Origin of the sequence: Luteimonas sp. TWI382 (genome assembly GCF_039674545.1) — a bacterium.
Classification (GTDB): domain Bacteria; phylum Pseudomonadota; class Gammaproteobacteria; order Xanthomonadales; family Xanthomonadaceae; genus Luteimonas.
This window is the reverse complement of sequence record NZ_JBDJNS010000001.1, coordinates 18298-34044: the sequence shown is the minus strand read 5'-3', so window position 1 is coordinate 34044 and position 15747 is coordinate 18298. Positions and strand designations below refer to the sequence as shown.

At 70.3% G+C, this 15747-nt stretch carries 16 protein-coding genes and 1 pseudogene; 11 read left to right on the top strand and 6 right to left on the bottom strand.

Going from position 1 to position 15747, the window contains the following annotated elements; genetic code table 11:
• The 3 genes and pseudogenes from ABE505_RS00185 to ABE505_RS00175 form a co-directional block, all read left to right on the top strand.
• On the top strand, positions 1–792 hold the full coding sequence (locus tag ABE505_RS00185) for a DUF72 domain-containing protein (protein ID WP_346444772.1): 792 nt from the start codon (positions 1–3) through the stop codon (positions 790–792).
• Positions 793–891: 99 nt separating this feature from the next.
• Positions 892–3720, top strand: a complete 2829-nt coding sequence (locus tag ABE505_RS00180) for a PAS domain-containing protein (RefSeq protein ID WP_346444774.1) — start codon at positions 892–894, stop codon at positions 3718–3720.
• Positions 3721–3784: 64 nt separating this feature from the next.
• A pseudogene (locus ABE505_RS00175) lies at positions 3785–3997 on the top strand (hypothetical protein); the annotation flags it as partial.
• A gap of 50 nt (positions 3998–4047) precedes the next feature.
• Here ABE505_RS00175 and ABE505_RS00170 read toward each other — a convergent pair.
• Positions 4048–4842: a class III extradiol ring-cleavage dioxygenase gene (locus ABE505_RS00170; RefSeq protein ID WP_346444776.1), complete on the bottom strand. Its 795-nt coding sequence runs from the start codon at positions 4840–4842 to the stop codon at positions 4048–4050.
• A 104-nt stretch (positions 4843–4946) separates the two neighbouring features.
• Complete coding sequence (locus ABE505_RS00165) at positions 4947–5078, bottom strand: hypothetical protein (protein WP_346444778.1); 132 nt, start codon at positions 5076–5078, stop codon at positions 4947–4949.
• Positions 5079–5087: 9 nt separating this feature from the next.
• On the opposite strand from ABE505_RS00165, the gene ABE505_RS00160 reads away from it, so the two are divergent.
• Positions 5088–5261, top strand: coding sequence for an SDR family oxidoreductase (locus ABE505_RS00160; protein ID WP_346444780.1), 174 nt, complete (start codon positions 5088–5090; stop codon positions 5259–5261).
• Between the two features lie 48 nt (positions 5262–5309).
• On the opposite strand, the gene ABE505_RS00155 is transcribed toward ABE505_RS00160, so the two are convergent.
• Both ABE505_RS00155 and ABE505_RS00150 read right to left on the bottom strand, forming a co-directional pair.
• Positions 5310–5753, bottom strand: a complete 444-nt coding sequence (locus tag ABE505_RS00155) for a hypothetical protein (protein ID WP_346444782.1) — start codon at positions 5751–5753, stop codon at positions 5310–5312.
• Entirely contained in the window at positions 5750–6391 is a 642-nt protein-coding gene (locus tag ABE505_RS00150) for a DUF5671 domain-containing protein (protein WP_346444784.1), read from the bottom strand. The genes ABE505_RS00155 and ABE505_RS00150 overlap by 4 nt, the downstream gene beginning before the upstream one ends.
• A 117-nt stretch (positions 6392–6508) precedes the next feature.
• On the opposite strand from ABE505_RS00150, the gene dinG reads away from it, so the two are divergent.
• The 7 genes from dinG to ABE505_RS00115 all read left to right on the top strand — a co-directional run bounded on the left by dinG (position 6509) and on the right by ABE505_RS00115 (position 13565).
• On the top strand, positions 6509–8671 hold the full coding sequence (gene dinG / locus ABE505_RS00145; protein ID WP_346444786.1) for an ATP-dependent DNA helicase DinG: 2163 nt from the start codon (positions 6509–6511) through the stop codon (positions 8669–8671).
• Positions 8672–8795: 124 nt separating this feature from the next.
• Positions 8796–9782 (top strand): YihY/virulence factor BrkB family protein, encoded by a 987-nt coding sequence (locus tag ABE505_RS00140; protein WP_346444788.1) that lies wholly within the window; start codon positions 8796–8798, stop codon positions 9780–9782.
• Positions 9783–9852: 70 nt separating this feature from the next.
• Entirely contained in the window at positions 9853–10128 is a 276-nt protein-coding gene (locus tag ABE505_RS00135) for a type II toxin-antitoxin system Phd/YefM family antitoxin (RefSeq protein WP_346444790.1), read from the top strand.
• The gene (locus ABE505_RS00130; protein WP_346444792.1) at positions 10121–10447 is read left to right on the top strand and encodes a type II toxin-antitoxin system RelE/ParE family toxin; all 327 of its coding nucleotides are present in this window, start codon (positions 10121–10123) and stop codon (positions 10445–10447) included. The genes ABE505_RS00135 and ABE505_RS00130 overlap by 8 nt, the downstream gene beginning before the upstream one ends.
• Position 10448: 1 nt before the next feature.
• Positions 10449–12176: a DNA primase gene (dnaG, locus tag ABE505_RS00125; protein WP_346444794.1), complete on the top strand. Its 1728-nt coding sequence runs from the start codon at positions 10449–10451 to the stop codon at positions 12174–12176.
• Positions 12177–12461: 285 nt separating this feature from the next.
• On the top strand, positions 12462–12707 hold the full coding sequence (locus tag ABE505_RS00120) for a hypothetical protein (protein WP_346446269.1): 246 nt from the start codon (positions 12462–12464) through the stop codon (positions 12705–12707).
• Between the two features lie 216 nt (positions 12708–12923).
• A complete protein-coding gene (locus tag ABE505_RS00115) occupies positions 12924–13565 on the top strand; it encodes a hypothetical protein (protein WP_346444798.1) in 642 nt (213 codons plus the stop codon).
• A 24-nt stretch (positions 13566–13589) separates the two neighbouring features.
• On the opposite strand, the gene ABE505_RS00110 is transcribed toward ABE505_RS00115, so the two are convergent.
• Positions 13590–14837, bottom strand: coding sequence for an MFS transporter (locus ABE505_RS00110; RefSeq protein WP_346444839.1), 1248 nt, complete (start codon positions 14835–14837; stop codon positions 13590–13592).
• 71 nt (positions 14838–14908) lie between these two features.
• Positions 14909–15712, bottom strand: coding sequence for an exodeoxyribonuclease III (locus ABE505_RS00105; RefSeq protein ID WP_346444800.1), 804 nt, complete (start codon positions 15710–15712; stop codon positions 14909–14911).
• Positions 15713–15747 lie beyond the last annotated feature (35 nt).

Genomic DNA, 15747 nt, shown 5'->3' with positions numbered 1-15747 from the left:
ATGGCCCAGGTCTGCGTCCATCCGCCCCGGGCCGCACCGCGGATCGGCTGCGCCGGCTGGTCGATCGCCTCGCGCGATGCCGCACTGTTCGACGACGGCGCCAGCATGCTGGCGCGCTACGCCACGCGCTTCGACCTGGTCGAGATCAATTCCTCGTTCTATCGACCGCACCGACGGGCGACCTACGAACGCTGGGCGGCGAGCGTTCCGGCAGGGTTTCGCTTCAGCGCGAAGTTGCCGCGCACGATCACCCACACGCACCGGCTGCGCGGCTGCGGCCCGCTGCTCGACGCTTTCCTCGAAGCGGCGACCGGGTTGGGCGAGCGGCTCGGCTGCCTGCTGGTGCAACTGCCCCCCAGCCTGGCGTTCGATGCGCGCAGCGCCACGACGTTCCTGGCGATGCTGCGTCGGCGCTGGGCAGGCGGGCTGGCCTGCGAGGTCCGGCATGCCAGTTGGCTGACGCCGCGGGCCGAAGCGCTGCTGCAACGCCACCGCGTGGCGCGCGTGGCCGCCGACCCGGCACGGCATGGCGCCGATGCCCGGCCCGGCGGCGACCCGGCCCTGGCCTACTGGCGCTGGCACGGCGCGCCGCAGATCTACCGCAGCGCCTACGACGCCGCGGCCATCGATGTGCTGGCCGCGGCCATCGGCGAGCGCCCGGCGAGCCGCCACTGGGTCGTGTTCGACAACACCGCCGCCGGTCATGCCACCGGCAATGCGGTCGCGCTGCAGGACCGCCTGCTGGCGGAACCGGTCGCCGGTGACGCGCCTTCGGCGCGCCGACACAGGTGACGACACCGGCCCGGGGGCTGCGCCGTGTCGCGGTCGTCATCCCCTCACGACCGGTGCCTGTGGCAGGATGCGGCCCGTCCCGAGTTGCGCGCCCCGCTGTTGAACCCGCCTGCCGCCTGTGCTGCCACCGTCGATTTCCTGCCCTCGCATGGCGAGATGGCGGGACGCATCGCTGCGTTCGACTGGTCGACGACGCCGCTGGGACCGCTGGAGCACTGGCCGCAGTCGCTGCGCACGACAGTGGCGCTGATGCTCGACTCCCGGTTCGCGATGTGTCTGACCTGGGGCCCGGAGCTGACGTTCCTCTACAACGACGCCTATGCCCCGATGCTCGGCGCCAAGGAGGCCGACGCGTTGGGCCGGCCGATCGCGCGGATCTGGCCGGACGTCTGGGACGACATCCTGCCGCTGATCGAGCAGGCGCTGGGCGGCACGGCCACCTCGCACGAGGACATGCCGCTGACGATGCTGCGCCACGGTTATCCCGAGGAAACGTATTGGACGTTCTCCTACACCCCGGTGCGCGACGAGCAGGGACGGATCCCGGGCTTTCTCAACATCACCACCGAAACCACGCACAAGGTCCTCGCCCAGCGGCAACTCGCCGCCGAGGCCGAACGCCTGGGCCGGCTGTTCGACCAGGCACCGAGCTTCATGGCGCTGCTGCGCGGTCCCGAACATCGCTTCGAGCTGGCCAACCCCGGCTACCGGCGACTGGTCGGCGACCGTGAACTGATCGGCCGCACCGTCGCCGAGGCGCTGCCCGACGCCGTCGAGCAGGGATTCAAGGCGCTGCTCGACGATGTCTACACGACCGGCCGCACGTTCTCGGCCAGCGGCGCCCGCTTCGTCGTGCAAGCCACCCTGGGCGGACCATCGGTCGAGCGCTATCTCGATTTCGTCTATCAGCCGATCACCGACGAGCGCGGCGTGATCGGGATCTTCGTGCAGGGCGTGGACGTGACCGCGCGCGCGCTCGCCGACGACGCCCTGCGCGAACGCGAGGCCGAGCTGCGCACACTCAACAGCGACCTGGAACGCCAGGTCGTCGCCCGCGCACGCGAGCGCTCGCTGACCTGGCAGGTCACGCCCGACCTGCTGGCGGTCATCGATACCGACGGCTGCATGGAAACGACCAATCCAGCGTGGGAACAGGTGCTGGGGTGGCGCGCCGAGGAGTTGGCCGGCCGGCCGTGGTGGGCGTTCGTCGACGCGGACGACCACGACGTCACCCGCAGCGTGCTCGACACCCTGCGCGCCGGCAAGCCGGTCCTGCGCTTCGAGAACCGGTGGCGGACGCGCGGCGGCGGCCTACGTACGTTGTCATGGGTGGCCACGCCCGAGGGCGGGCGCGCCTATTGCAGCGCCCGCGACGTCACCGACATCAAGGCCGCCGCCGACGCGCTGACACGCTCGCAGGCGCAGCTGCGTACCCTGTTCGAGACGAGCTACCAGCTGCAAGCGATGTGCACGCCCGACGGCACGCTGACCGACGCCAACCGCACCGTGCTCGACGCGATCGGCGCGCACTTCGACGACATTGTCGGCCGGCCGCTGTGGGAAACGCCCTGGTTCTGCAACACGCCGGGCGTGCCCGAGCGCGTACGCGACCTGTTCAACGAGGCGACCGCCGGCGGCACCGCGCGCGCCGAGATCGAAGTCGAACTGGCGTCGGGACGGCGGACCCATGATCTGTCGATCCGGCCGATTCGCGACGCCAACGGGCGGATCATCTCGGTCGTCCCCGAAGCGATCGACACCACCGAGCGGCGGCGAGCCGAGGAGGCGTTGCGCCAGTCGCAGAAGCTCGAGGCGATGGGCCAGCTCACCGGCGGCGTCGCGCACGACTTCAACAACCTGCTCACGCCGATCTTCAGCGCGCTCGAACTCGCCGCAGACCCCGATGCGCGTCCGGAGCGCCGCGAGCGCATGGTCGCCGTCGCCCAGCGCTCGGCCGAACGCGCCGCGACGCTGGTGCAGCGCCTGCTCGCGTTCGCGCGGCGGCAACCGCTGCAGCCGATCGACGTCGAGGTCGGCCCGCTGGTCGCGGGCATGGCCGAACTGATCGGCAGCTCCAGCAGCCCGCGCATCCGGTTGACGCTCGACATCGCAGACGACCTGCCCCCCGCAATCGCCGACCCCAACCAGCTCGAGATGGCGCTGCTGAACCTGAGCGTCAATGCCTGCGATGCGATGCCCGACGGCGGCGTGTTGACGCTGGGCGCGCGCAATGCGCAGATCGATCACGAGACACATGCCGAAGGGCTGGCCCCGGGCGACTATGTCGTCGTCTGGGTGGCCGACACCGGCCATGGGATGGACGAGGCGACGCGCGCACGCGCGATCGAGCCGTTCTTCTCGACCAAGGGCATCGGCCGCGGGACCGGCCTGGGCCTGTCGATGGCGCACGGCCTGGCCTCGCAGCTCGGCGGCCAACTGGCGATCGCCAGCGCCCCCCAGCAGGGCACGACCATGGAACTCTGGCTACCGGTGGGCACCCGCCGCGCGGCCGCGAACGCAGACAGCAACGAGGACGATGACGTGGATACGACAGACGAACACCGCGGGACCGCGCTCGTGGTCGATGACGAGGACGCCGTGCGCATGTGCACCGCCGATGCGCTCGACGACATGGGATACCGCGTGATCGAGGCCGGCTCGGCCGAGGAGGCGCTGGCCGCGCTCGAGAGCGGCCTGGCGCCGGACGTACTGGTCACCGACCACCTGATGCCCGGCATGACCGGCGCCGAGCTGGCTCGGACCGTGCGCGACCGGCTGCCGGGAACGGCGGTGGTCATCGTCTCGGGGTACACCAGCATGGCCGAGTTCGACGCGGGCCTGACGATCCTGGGCAAGCCGTTCCGCCAGCAGGAACTCATCGCCAGCGTCGAGGCCGCGACCGCCGCGCTGCAGTCGGCGGTGGCCTGAGCCACAACCGCCGGCGCGCATCCGACGCCCGGCGCATTGCGGCCGCACGATGACAGGGCCGGCCCTGCAACGGTACGCGAACCGCCACGGTGACAGCGGCGTCACCGCCTACGCGATCGACGACGACGCGATCGCGGTCGAGTTCGGGCACGGCCCGGTCTACGTGTACAGGCGCCGGGACATCGGCGCGCGGCACATCGCGGCGCTGTGCGCGGCAGCGCACGCCGGCCGTGGGTTGTCGACCTGGATCAGCCGGCACGTGCAGTCGCACTACGCGGCGCACTTCGACGACCGCGCTGCCTGGCGCGCCTGGCGGTGGGCCGCGCCTCAGGCCCCGCTGGCGCCATCGAAGCGGTAGAGGTCCATCGCCAGGAACCCCATGTCGATGCCAGCCTCGATGCGCTGTGCGCCGAGCCGGTCGCCGCCGGCCGCGCCCATCGCCACGAACAGCGGCAGCAGATGCTCGTCGGTCGGATGCGCCTGGGCCGCGAACGGCGCCTGCCGACGATAATCGAGCAACGCCGGCAGATCGTCGGCGCGCAGCCGCGCTTCGATCCAGTCGGTGAACGGCCGCACATACGGCGCCTCGCTACCGTCACTGCCGCGCCAATCGTGCAGGTTGTGGGTGATGCTGCCCGAGCCGACCACCAGCACGCCCTGCGCGCGCAACGGCGCCAGCGCGCGACCGAGCGCGAGGGCATGCGCCGGCCCGAGTGCGGGCTGGATCGACAGCGGCACCACCGGGATGTCGGCCTCGGGATGGAGCAAGCGCAGCGGCACCCAGACGCCATGATCGAGACCGCGCTGTGGATCGACCTGGGCAGGTAGCCCGGCCCCCGCCAGGCGCGCGGCGATGTCCTTCGCGAGCGCCGGGGCGCCCGGCGCCGGATAGCGCAGCGCATAGAGCGCCTCCGGAAAGCCGCCGAAGTCGTGGACCGTCTCCGGCTGCGCGGCGCCGCCGACCAGCGGCCGCACCGCCAGCCAGTGCGCCGACGCCACGACGATCGCGCGTGGTCGCGGCAGGTCGCGCGCCAGTTCGGCCAGCCGCACGCCGACACGACCGGGCGAGAGCGCGGTCATCGGCGAGCCGTGGGAGACGTACAGTGCGGGCAGCGGGGACATGGGATGCACCTGGGAGCGGGATCACGCCTCACGATGGGCGCGGCCCCCGATGCACGGAAGCGGCACCGCCACGATGCATCGTCGCAGCCATGCAACGCTCGCCGTCAAGCCGCCCGCTCGGCGACGATCCCCTCAGGCAGCGCCTGCAGGTCGGCCAGGTGTCCGGACCCTGCAGGCATGCGTTCGTCGGAAGTCATCAGGACGGTCAGCGCCAGCGTCGGCACGATGAACAGCATCCGCCCACCGTGCGGGCGTTCCTGGACTGTATGCCGCTCGGCCGACTCGGCGAGCCGGTCGATATCGCGCGTGCGGTGCTGTTTCTGGCCAGCAACGACGCCGGTTTCGTTACCGGCGTGAACCTGCCGGTGGACGGCGGCGTGTCGGCCTCGAACGGGCAGCCGCTGTTCGAGACCGACTGAGCGCAGTCGCACGCGTCCGGCGGTCGCCGGCCGCTCAGCACAACAGCGCTAGTCGGCAGGCACGGCCTGCGCTGCCGGCAGCTCGACCCGCCGCTCGAAGCAGCCCTCGCCAGTTCCGTGCGGCCACTCGGCGCGCAGCCCGGGTTCGACCTGGCGCAACGGATCGCGGTTGTCGGTCGCAAAATGCGCGCACAGCTGCAGACGGCCGGGCGCGAGGACGCGATAGCCGTAAGGAGCGCCAGTGCCCGGGTCCGCGCGGCGCAGGTCGGGCGCATCGATCGCCGCCAAAGTGTCGGGCAGAACACCGTCGCGTTCGAGTTGGTGCGCGGCGGCCTGCTCGATCCGCCGCAGGTCGTGCACACGCGCGGCATCCATGCGTGCCTGCCGCTGCGCGGACGGCGAGCCGATCAGCAACAGCGCGGTCGCAACGGCGGCCACGCTCGCCACACCGCCAGCGACGATCAACGCCCGGCCCAACATCGTCGCGCTCACGACACCGCCTCGTCGCTGCGCAGATCGAGCAAGTAGAACGTGAATACCGCGCCGGCGATCGCGCCGACGACCGCGACCTTCAGCACGAAGCGCACGGTCAACTCGCCGCCCAGCACGTTGTAGACCAGCGCGATCGCATCGCCGATCAGCACCGCCGCCGCCAGGAACAGCGTCATGTAAGTCAGCCAGCGTCGCACCGGTGACAGCCGTTTGAGCGGATCACGCGCCAACTCGCGCGAGAGCTGATGCGCGAGCCAGGCGAACGCAGGAAAGGCGATCAGCAGCGCGGCCGATGCGCTGCGCATCGACGCGCCCATCCGCTGCACCCGATACTCGGGATCGGTGGGATCGGGAAACGCGTAAGCGATCAGGTCGAATGTCAGGCTGCCCAGTTGCCAGACCCAGACGTAGAGCGTGGCGAACAGCAGCAAATACCAGAACGCATCGCGCGCCGACAGCGATGGCTGCGGTCGCGGCACCGGCACGACGAACGGCACCGTGGACCAGGCGCGCAGCGCACCGTCGATCTGCGCCTGCGGCCAACCGGCGGCCGCCAGTGCCTCCGCGGTCTGCGCACGGGTCGCGCCATGCGCCAACGCGTCGCGCACGCAGGCGTCCAATGCCGGGTTCGATGCCATCGCGGTCCTTGTTCGCCTTTGCCGACGGCACTCTAGCAGGCCGCAGACGCCCTCGTTCATATCCGGCCGCGCGGCGGCGCGCTCAATCGGTGCGACCGGCCGTGGGACAATGCGCGCATGGGCGAACCCGAACTCCAGCCGCCGGCCCGGCCCGCGGCCGATGCGCCGCCGCGCGTTCTCACCGAGGCGTTGAAGGCCGACATCCGCGCCGCGTACGCGAAGCTCCAGGCCAACACGCCCGGCTTCAGTACGCGTCGCTCGCAGAGCGCGATGATCGGGCTGGTCTCGCGCGCGCTCGCGACTTCGGGCGGCATCGGCGTGGCCGAGGCACCGACTGGCGTCGGCAAGTCGCTCGCCTACCTGACGGCCGGCGTGCCGATCGCGCTGGCGACGAAGAAGAAGCTCGTCGTGAGCACCGGCACGGTCGCGTTGCAGTCGCAGTTGGTCGAGCGCGACATTCCCGCGTTCCTCGCCGCGACCGGGCTGGAGGCGAAGGTCGCGCTGGCCAAGGGCCGCACCCGCTATCTGTGCACCCGCAACGCCGCCGAATTGCATGCCGAGCACAGCCAGGGCACGTTGCTGCCGGGCGACGCCGGGCCGGACGAGGGCGGCGACTTCGAGCGCCAGCTCTTTGATCGCCCGCTGGCGCCGCACGAGGTCGATGCTGCGCATCGCCTGCTCGAAGCGCATGCCGACCGGTTGTGGGACGGCGATCTCGATGCCGCGCCCGAGCCGGTGTCGCCGGCGCTGCGCTCGCGTATCACCACGCCGGCGTCGGGCTGTGCAGGCCGGCGCTGCAGCTTCGCCCAGCAATGCCCGGTGCTGCGTGCGCGCACCACCGTGCGCGAGGCGCAGATCGTGGTCACCAACCACGCGCTGCTGCTGTCGTCGCTGGCGATGGGCGATGTCGAGAACGGCCAGCCGCTGCTGGCACCGCCCGGCGAGATGCTGCTGGTGCTCGACGAGGGCCATCACGTGGCCAACGTCGCGATCGACCAGGGCGCCGCGCGCCTGCCGCTGGCCGACATGGCCAAGCGCACGGGCCGCATGCAGATCCTGATCGCGGGCAGTTACCGCCTGGTCGACAAGGAGCGCATCGGCACACTGCTGCCCAACGAGGCGATCGACCTGGCGGTGCGGGTGTCGAAGGCGCTCAAGGCGTTCCAACTGGACGTGGACCGGGTCTGGCAACCCGAGCCGGGCGAGCGTGAACCGATGTGGCGCGCGCCGCTGGGGCGGCTGCCGGCCGACTGGGCACCGGCGATCGAGACGCTGGCCGAGGACACCCGCGCACTGCTCAACTGGGTCCACGCCGCGCAGCAGGCGGTCGCGCGCGCCAAGCAGGACGACCCGGCGCGCGAGAAGCTGCAACGCAGCCTGGGCATGGCACTGGAGATGGTCGAGCAGCAGCACGATCTGTGGGCCGGCTGGCGCCGCGAAGACCGCGACGGCGCACCGCCGATGGCGCGCTGGGTCACCGCGACGCGCGAAGGCGACCTCGCGCTGCACTGCTCGCCGGTGTCGGCCGCGCATGTGCTGCGCACGCTGTTGTGGAAGGAGGTCGATTCGGTGGTCATGACCTCGGCCACGCTGACCGGCGGCGGAGACTTCCAGTCGTTCGCGATCGACACCGGCCTGCCCGATCACGCCGAAACCGCGTCGCTGCCCTCCCCGTTCGATCTGCCGCGCCAGGCGCAACTGGTGGTGCCGCCGTTCCCGGTGCCGCCCGACGACCGCGAAGGGCATCCCAAGGCGGTCGCCGACTGGTTGGCGCGCGAACTGGACTGGAAGAAAGGCAGCATGGTGCTGTTCACCTCGCGCTGGAAGATGGAGAAGGTCGCCGAACTGATGCCCGCTTCGCGCCGCGGCGCGATCCAGCTCCAGAGCGCGGGCAACAAGTCGCAGGTCGTCGCCGCGCACCTGGAGCGCGTCGCCGCCGGCAAGGGCTCGGTGCTGTTCGGACTCAACTCGTTCGGCGAGGGCCTCGACCTGCCCGGCGAGGCCTGCACGACGGTCGTCATCACCCAGGTCCCGTTCGCAGTGCCGACCGACCCGCAGACCGCGACGCTCGGCGAATGGCTCGAGGCCCGTGGCCTGAATCCGTTCAACCTGATCGCAGTGCCGCACGCTCTGCGCACGTTGACCCAGTTCGCCGGCCGGCTGATCCGCACGTCCAGCGACACCGGCCGCGTGGTGATCCTCGATTCGCGATTGCTGACCCGTCGCTACGGCAAGCGCATCCTCGATGCGCTGCCGCCGTTCGAACGCGTGATCGGCTGAGCGGCGGCGCGCATGCGGCGTGTTCATCACGCGCCCATACCGCCGCGCGCTTAGAGTGACGGCCACGCCGGAAACGGACAGCTCCGCGCAGACCGCACGCCCGGCCCCGATCACGACCGACCGCATGAACGTACCCAGCCCCCCGCCGTCCTCGCCCGAAACCGCCGATACCGCCCCCGTGCCGCATACGCGCTGGTCGCGCGCGCGCCGGCGCCTGGACAGGACGGTCGAACGCGTCGAGGACAGCGTGCCGGCGACGCTGGTCAAGCGCTTCGTCGACGCGGACCTGCTGACCCAGGCCGCGTCGCTGTCGTTCTACACGCTGATTTCGCTGGCGCCGCTGCTGGTGCTGGTGCTGTGGATCACTGCGTCACTGTATCCCCCGGCGCAGGACGCCCTGCTCGAGCAGATCGGCGAGCTCGCCGGCGAAGGCGCGCGAACGGTGGCGGGCACGGTCATCCAGAACGCCAACGAACAGCCCGATGTCGGCTCGCTCGCGGGCCTGTGGAGCACGCTGCTGCTGTTCGTCGGTGCGACGGTGGTGTTCGCGCAGTTGCAGGGCACGCTGAACCTGATCTTCAAGACCGACAGCGGCCACATTCCCGGCGGACTGAAGGCGTTCCTGCGCAAGCGCGTGTTCTCGGCGGGCGTGGTGTTCGCACTCGGCTTCCTGGTGCTGGCCTCGACCCTGCTGACCACCGCGGTCGAGGTGATCTTCGCCAACGTGCCGACGGTGCTGCCCTTGATCGGCAACACGCTGATGCTGGTGCTCTACTCGCTGGCGTTCGCATTGCTCTACCACTACCTGCCCGATCGACGCGTGCGCTGGCGCCAGGCGCTGTTTGGTGGCCTCATCACCTCGGTTCTGTTCGTGTTCGGGCGCTGGGCGATCGGGCTGTACATCACCCACGCCGCGCCGGGCAGCGCCTATGGCTCGTTCGGCACCCTGGTGATCCTGCTGATCTGGATGTACTACGCGGCGACGATCTTCTTCGTCGGCGCGCTGATCACCGCGGTCGTCGACGAGCGCCTGCGCCGGGCATCGGTCGACCGCGCGCTGCGCAAACGCGCCGAGCGGCAGGCCGCCGGAACGAACGCAAGCGCGGGCTGACAGCCGCACGCGCAGCGAGACGCGATCGGACTATACTTGGACCAAATTCAGTCCTTGCAGGGCGATCGCCATGACCGAATCCGTCATCAGCCTGAGCGACTTCAAGTCCGAGGCCAGCCAGTGGCTCAAACAGCTGCAAGAAGACCGGCAGGCCGTGATCCTGACGCAGAACGGGCGCGGCGCCGCCGTGGTGCAGAGCTACGAGAGCTACCAGCGCCAGCAGCAGAGCCTGTTGATGATGAAGCTGGTCGCCCAGGGCGAGGCCGACATCCGCACAGGTCGCACCCAGCCGCAAGACGAGGTCTTCGCCGAGCTGCGCGCCCGGCTGGACGCCGGGCATGGCTGAACGTGCAGTCCACTGGACGCAGACCGCCCAACAGGATCTGTCCGCCATCGTCGACTATATCGCCGCCGAAAATCCGCATGCGGCGCTGGCGATGCTGGACACGCTGCAGCAGCGTGCCGCGACCCTGGAACGCCACAGCGAGCGGGGGCGCATCGTGCCTGAGCTCGGCGACGCCGGTCTCTCGCAGTACCGGGAACTGGTCGTCAAGCCGTGGCGGATCCTCTATCTGCCGGGCACTGACACGGTGCATATCGTCGCGGTCCTGGACAGCCGCCGCGACCTGCAGACGCTGCTGCTCGAACGCTTGATGCGCTCCTGATATGGCCCGCATCCCCGACGCCTTCATCGACGACCTGCTCGCCCGGACGGACATCGTCGAGGTGATCAATGCGCGCGTGCCGCTCAAGCGGCAGGGCAAGGAGTACGCGGCGCGCTGCCCGTTCCACGACGAACGCTCGGCCAGCTTCACCGTCTCGCCGACCAAGCAGTTCTACCACTGCTTCGGCTGCGGGGCGCATGGCACTGCGATCTCGTTCCTGATGAACTACGACCGTCTCGAGTTCCTCGATGCGGTGGACGAACTGGCCAAGCGCGCCGGCATGGAGATCCCGCGCGAGACGACGCAACGCGAGGCGCGGCCCGACAGCGCGCCGATGTACGAGGCGCTCGAGGCCGCGACCCGGTTCTTCCGGCGGCAGTTGGCCGGCAGCGACAAGGTGCGCGCCTACCTCGACCGTCGCGGCGTCGACGAGGCGATACGCGAGCAGTTCGCGATCGGCTACGCGCCAGACGGTTTTTCGGCGCTCAAGGATGCGCTGGGCAAGGACGACACGCGCCGCATCTCGGTGCTGGAGAAGGTCGGCCTGCTGTCGAAGAACGAACGCGGGCACAGCTACGACAAATTCCGCGACCGGGTGATCTTTCCGATCCATGATCGCCGCGGCCGGCCGATCGCGTTCGGCGGCCGGGTGCTGGCGGCCGAGGATTCGCCCAAATACCTCAACTCGCCCGAGACGCCGCTGTTCCACAAGGGCCGCGAGCTCTACGGCCTGTGGCAGGTGCGCCAGGCCAACCAGAAGATCGAGCGGCTGGTGGTCGTGGAGGGCTACATGGACGTGGTCGCGCTGTTCCAGCACGGCCTGCCGCAGGCGGTCGCCACCTTGGGCACGGCGACCACGCCCGACCACGCCGAGCTGCTGTTCCGCAATGCGGCCGATGTGTACTTCTGCTTCGACGGCGACGCCGCCGGTCGGCGCGCAGCGACGCGCGCGATGGAATCGGTGCTGCCGCGCATGCGCGACGGCCGCCAGGCGTTCTTCCTGTTCCTGCCCGACGGCGAGGACCCGGACACCATCGTGCGCCAGGAGGGCGTGCAGGGCTTCGAGGCGCGACTGGCGCAGGCCACACCGTTGTCGACGTTCTTCTTCGACACCATCGGCGATGGCATCGCGCTGTCGACGCTCGACGGCAAGGCCCGACTGGCCGAGCGCGCCAAACCGATGCTGGCGCAGATTCCCGACGGCGCCTTCGCCGATCTGATGCGTCAGCGATTGACCGAGCTCACCGGACTGGGCCGGCCTGCGGCGTCGGCGCCCGCGCTGCCCGCGCGCATGCCGCGCGGTGGACGCGCGGTGCCGGCGCCACGGCGCAGTCTGGTGCGCCACGCGATCGCGCTGCTGTTGCAGAAGCCCGCGATGGCCGCGACGCTGCCACCGCCGTATCCGTTCGTCGCGCTGCAGCAGCCAGGCATCGACCTGCTGACCGAGTTGATCGCGGTCGCCAGCGTGCGCCCCGACATCAGCACCGGCTCGCTGCTTGCCCACTTCGACGGCCGCGACGAGGCGACGGCGCTGCAGAAACTTGCCAGCCAGTCGCTGCCGGGCGACGAGGCGACCTGGGAGATCGAGTTGCGCGACGTCGTTGCCCAGCTCGACCGGCAGGTGTTGCAGCAGCGCATCGACGACCTCTTGGCCCGCCAGCGCGAGGGCGCGCTCGACGCCGCCGGCAAACAGACCCTGCGCGAACTGCTGAGCCAGCGTGCGGGATGATCCATCCGACATGGCACGCGCGTCCGAGCACGGCATGATCGAGGACCTGCAGGTGGTGCTGCACAACGGGCGGCGCCGCTCGCCGCAGCGCCCTCTGTCCGACGTGCCGCTGATGGCGCAGGCGCCATCGTCCGACTACGCCGTCGTCGCGTTCGAGTGGTATGCGCAGGGCCACCGCCACACACGCGCCTGTGGGCGCAGACACAGGCGATCATCCGCGCACCGGATGGGGCGTCGCTGGTGGTGTTGCAGGATTACCGTGCCCACGGACCCGACAACGTCCTCGTGCTGTCACCATGCGGCACGCCGTTGCGCAGGATCGAGACCCCCTATCCGCAGCTGCCCGACGCTCACCCGCAGGCCGATTTTTGGTTCCAGGACATCCGCTGCGACGGCGGACACGTCGTCCTGCAGGTGTTCGCGATCTGGATGCATCCGATTCACCGCAGGCCGGCCATGCCGAGCTACGACGCGATCTACGATCCTGCAACCTGGACGTGCCTGTCGCTGCAATGGCGGCCGATGCTGTAGCCCCGGCAAGGAACGCGCGGCCGTCCGGCGATGCCAACGCATTATCGACGCGCCCTTAACTCCGGCGCTGGTCTCATCCGCCGCGGGGGATCACCGGCAACGCCATCGCGGGCGCAACGCGCCTGTCGTCGGCCCTGCCTTGCCACAACGACGGCCGAAGTCCGCACAGACGGGCCCGGCCAGGTCCCCGCTGTCTCCCTCCACAGGATGTCTGCCATGCGTTTCACGAGCCGCCCCCGCCTGCGCCACGGCGCAACCGCCCTGCTTCTTGCCAGCCTGCTGGCCGCCGGCTGCGCGAAGATCGACACGCCGCCGGCACTGGTCAAGCCGTTGCACATCGACCTGTCGGCGCCCGTCGCCGAGCAGGTGGACCTGGCCTGGCCGCAGCGCGACGGCGCGCTCGCCAGCGAGCACACGATCGCGCAGGCGCGCCAGGTCACGTTGCGGCTGCCCGACGGCCGACTGTTGACGGTGCCGGCCGAACGGGTCGCGTTCCGCCAGCAGGACGGCATGCTCGCCAGCGTCAACATCGAGCCCAGCGGCGCCGGCGGCGAGCACACCGCGGCCCTGGACCAGGTGCGTGGCCTGCTCGAGGACAATCGCCTGCTCGACCCGACGCTCGCCCACGAACTCGACGGCTGGGCAGTCGCAGGCGGCGCGCCGCAGACCGCGCGCGTGGTGATCCGCGACGTGGACGTGCAGGTGGGCTTGCGTCCGGACCGCCGGATCGGCTGGCAGAGCACGCTCGATTTCGCGCCGCGCACCTGCCAGATGCCGGCCGGCCTCGATGGCGACCCCGACGCCTGCCTGCATACGCCCCCGGCGACCGAGCGTGCGCTCGCCGACGCGCAAGGCTGACACCGCGATACGGCGGCGCCAGACCTATGCGCTGGCGTCGCCCTGGGTACCGGCCGCGGCGTCCTCGCCGAGTCGCACACGCGGCTTGAGCCAGAAGAACAGCAGCAACGCCGGCGCCGCGACGACCGCAGTGATCACGAAGTAGACCGCATAGCCTTCGGTGACTTCGACGATCCAGCCCGAGAAGAACCCCAGCAGCTTGCCGGGCAACATGATCAGCGACGAGAACAGCGCGTACTGCGTGGCGGTGTAGCGCTGGTTGACCAGCGCCGACATGTACGCCACCGCCACCGTGCCGAGGAAGCCCTGCGCCAGGTTCTCGCCGGAGATCACGATCGTGAGCCGGGTCAGGTCGCCGTCGGCGCCGATCAGTGCCAGATACAGCAGGTTGCTCGCCGCGCCCAGCACGATGGCCACGAACAGCGGCCACTGCACCCCCCAGCGCGCAACCGCCACGCCACCCAGAAACGCACCGGCGATGCCGATCCAGATGCCATACACCTTGGTGACCGCGGCAATCTCGGTCTTGCTGAAGCCCTGATCGAGATAGAACGGGCCGATGATGCCCCCGATCAGCGCCTGGTCGGAGATCTTCATCGCCAGGATGAACAACAGGATCGCCAGCGCGACCTTCCCGCCGAAGCGGCGGAAGAAATCCGCAAATGGCTCGACCACGCCTTCGCGCAGCCCCTGCGCCCAGTTCTGCGCGCGCACGCGCACCACGTCGGGCTCGCGCGCCAGCAGGCAGGCAACGATCGGCAGCAGCATGCAGGCGGCCATCGCCCGGTAGACCATCGGCCAGGCGACGTGGTCGGCCAACACCAGCGCCAGCGCGCCGGTGACGATCAGTGCGATGCGGTAGCCCAGCGAATAGGTCGCCACGAGCGCGCCCTGCGCGTTGGCCGGTGCGATCTCGACGCGATAGGCGTCGACTGCGATGTCGAGGGTGGCGCCGGAGAACGCGACCAGCAGCGTCAGCGCGACGAACAGCGCCAGCGGTCCGGTGCCGACGGCGGCCATGCCCAGCAACCCCGCCATCACCGCCGCCATCGCCAGCAGCAGCCAGCCGCGGCGCTGGCCCAGGCGCCCGAGCAGCGGCAGCCGCCAGCGGTCGACCAGCGGCGCCCACAGGAACTTGAACGAGTACGCCATGCCGGCGCTGGCGATCATCGTGATGTCGCGCAGCTCCATGCCGCCCTCGCGCAGCCAATAGGCGAGCGTGCCGGCGACGAGCAGGAACGGCAGGCCGGATGCGAAGCCGAACAGGAACATCGTCCACGCCGCGGGCTGGGTGAAGGCCCGCCAGATCGACGGTTTGCCGGCGCTTGCCGGCGCAGCAGCGCTCACGCGCGGTAGTCCACGACGAGTGGCGCGTGGTCGGAGAAGCGCGGTTCGGCATGGACGGCGGCGGCCTGGATGCGCTCGCGCAGCGAGGGCGTGACGAACTGGTAGTCGATGCGCCACCCCACGTTGTTGGCACGGGCCGCGCCGCGGTTGCTCCACCACGTGTACTCGGCGGCCTCGGGCCGCAGCACGCGCAGCGCGTCGAGCCAGCCGGTTGCCGGCGGATCGCACAGGCCGTCGCCGCAGGCATCGGCGATCATGCCGTTGAGCCAGGCGCGCTCGGGTGGGGTGCAGCCTGAGTTCTTCTGGTTGCTTGTCCAGTTGCGGATGTCGTTGCGGCTGCGCACGATGTTCCAGTCGCCGCACAGCACGTAGTCGCGGCCGCTGGCGAGCCATTCGTCGAGGATCGGCCGCAACCAGTCCATGACCTCGAACTTGAAGCCCTGGCGCAGATCGCCCGACGAGCCGGACGGGATGTAGAACGAGACCACGCTCAGGTTGCCGAAGCGCGCCTCGATGTAGCGGCCTTCATCGTCGAACGGCGCCCAGCCCAGCGCGGTGCACACCTCGTCGGGCTCGCGCCGGGCATAGATCGCGACCCCGCTGTAGCCCTTCTTGGTGGTCGCATCGCGGAACCAGGCCTTGTAGCCGGCCGGCAGGAACTCGGGGCCGGCGAGTTGGTGCTCCTGGGCCTTGGTCTCCTGCACGCACAGCACGTCGGCGTCCTGCGCGACGAACCAGTCGAAGAACCCCTTGCGGGCGGCCGAGCGCAGCCCATTGGCGTTGAAACTGATGATTCTCATGGCGCGAAGGGTAACCGACGCACGACCGGCAGTCC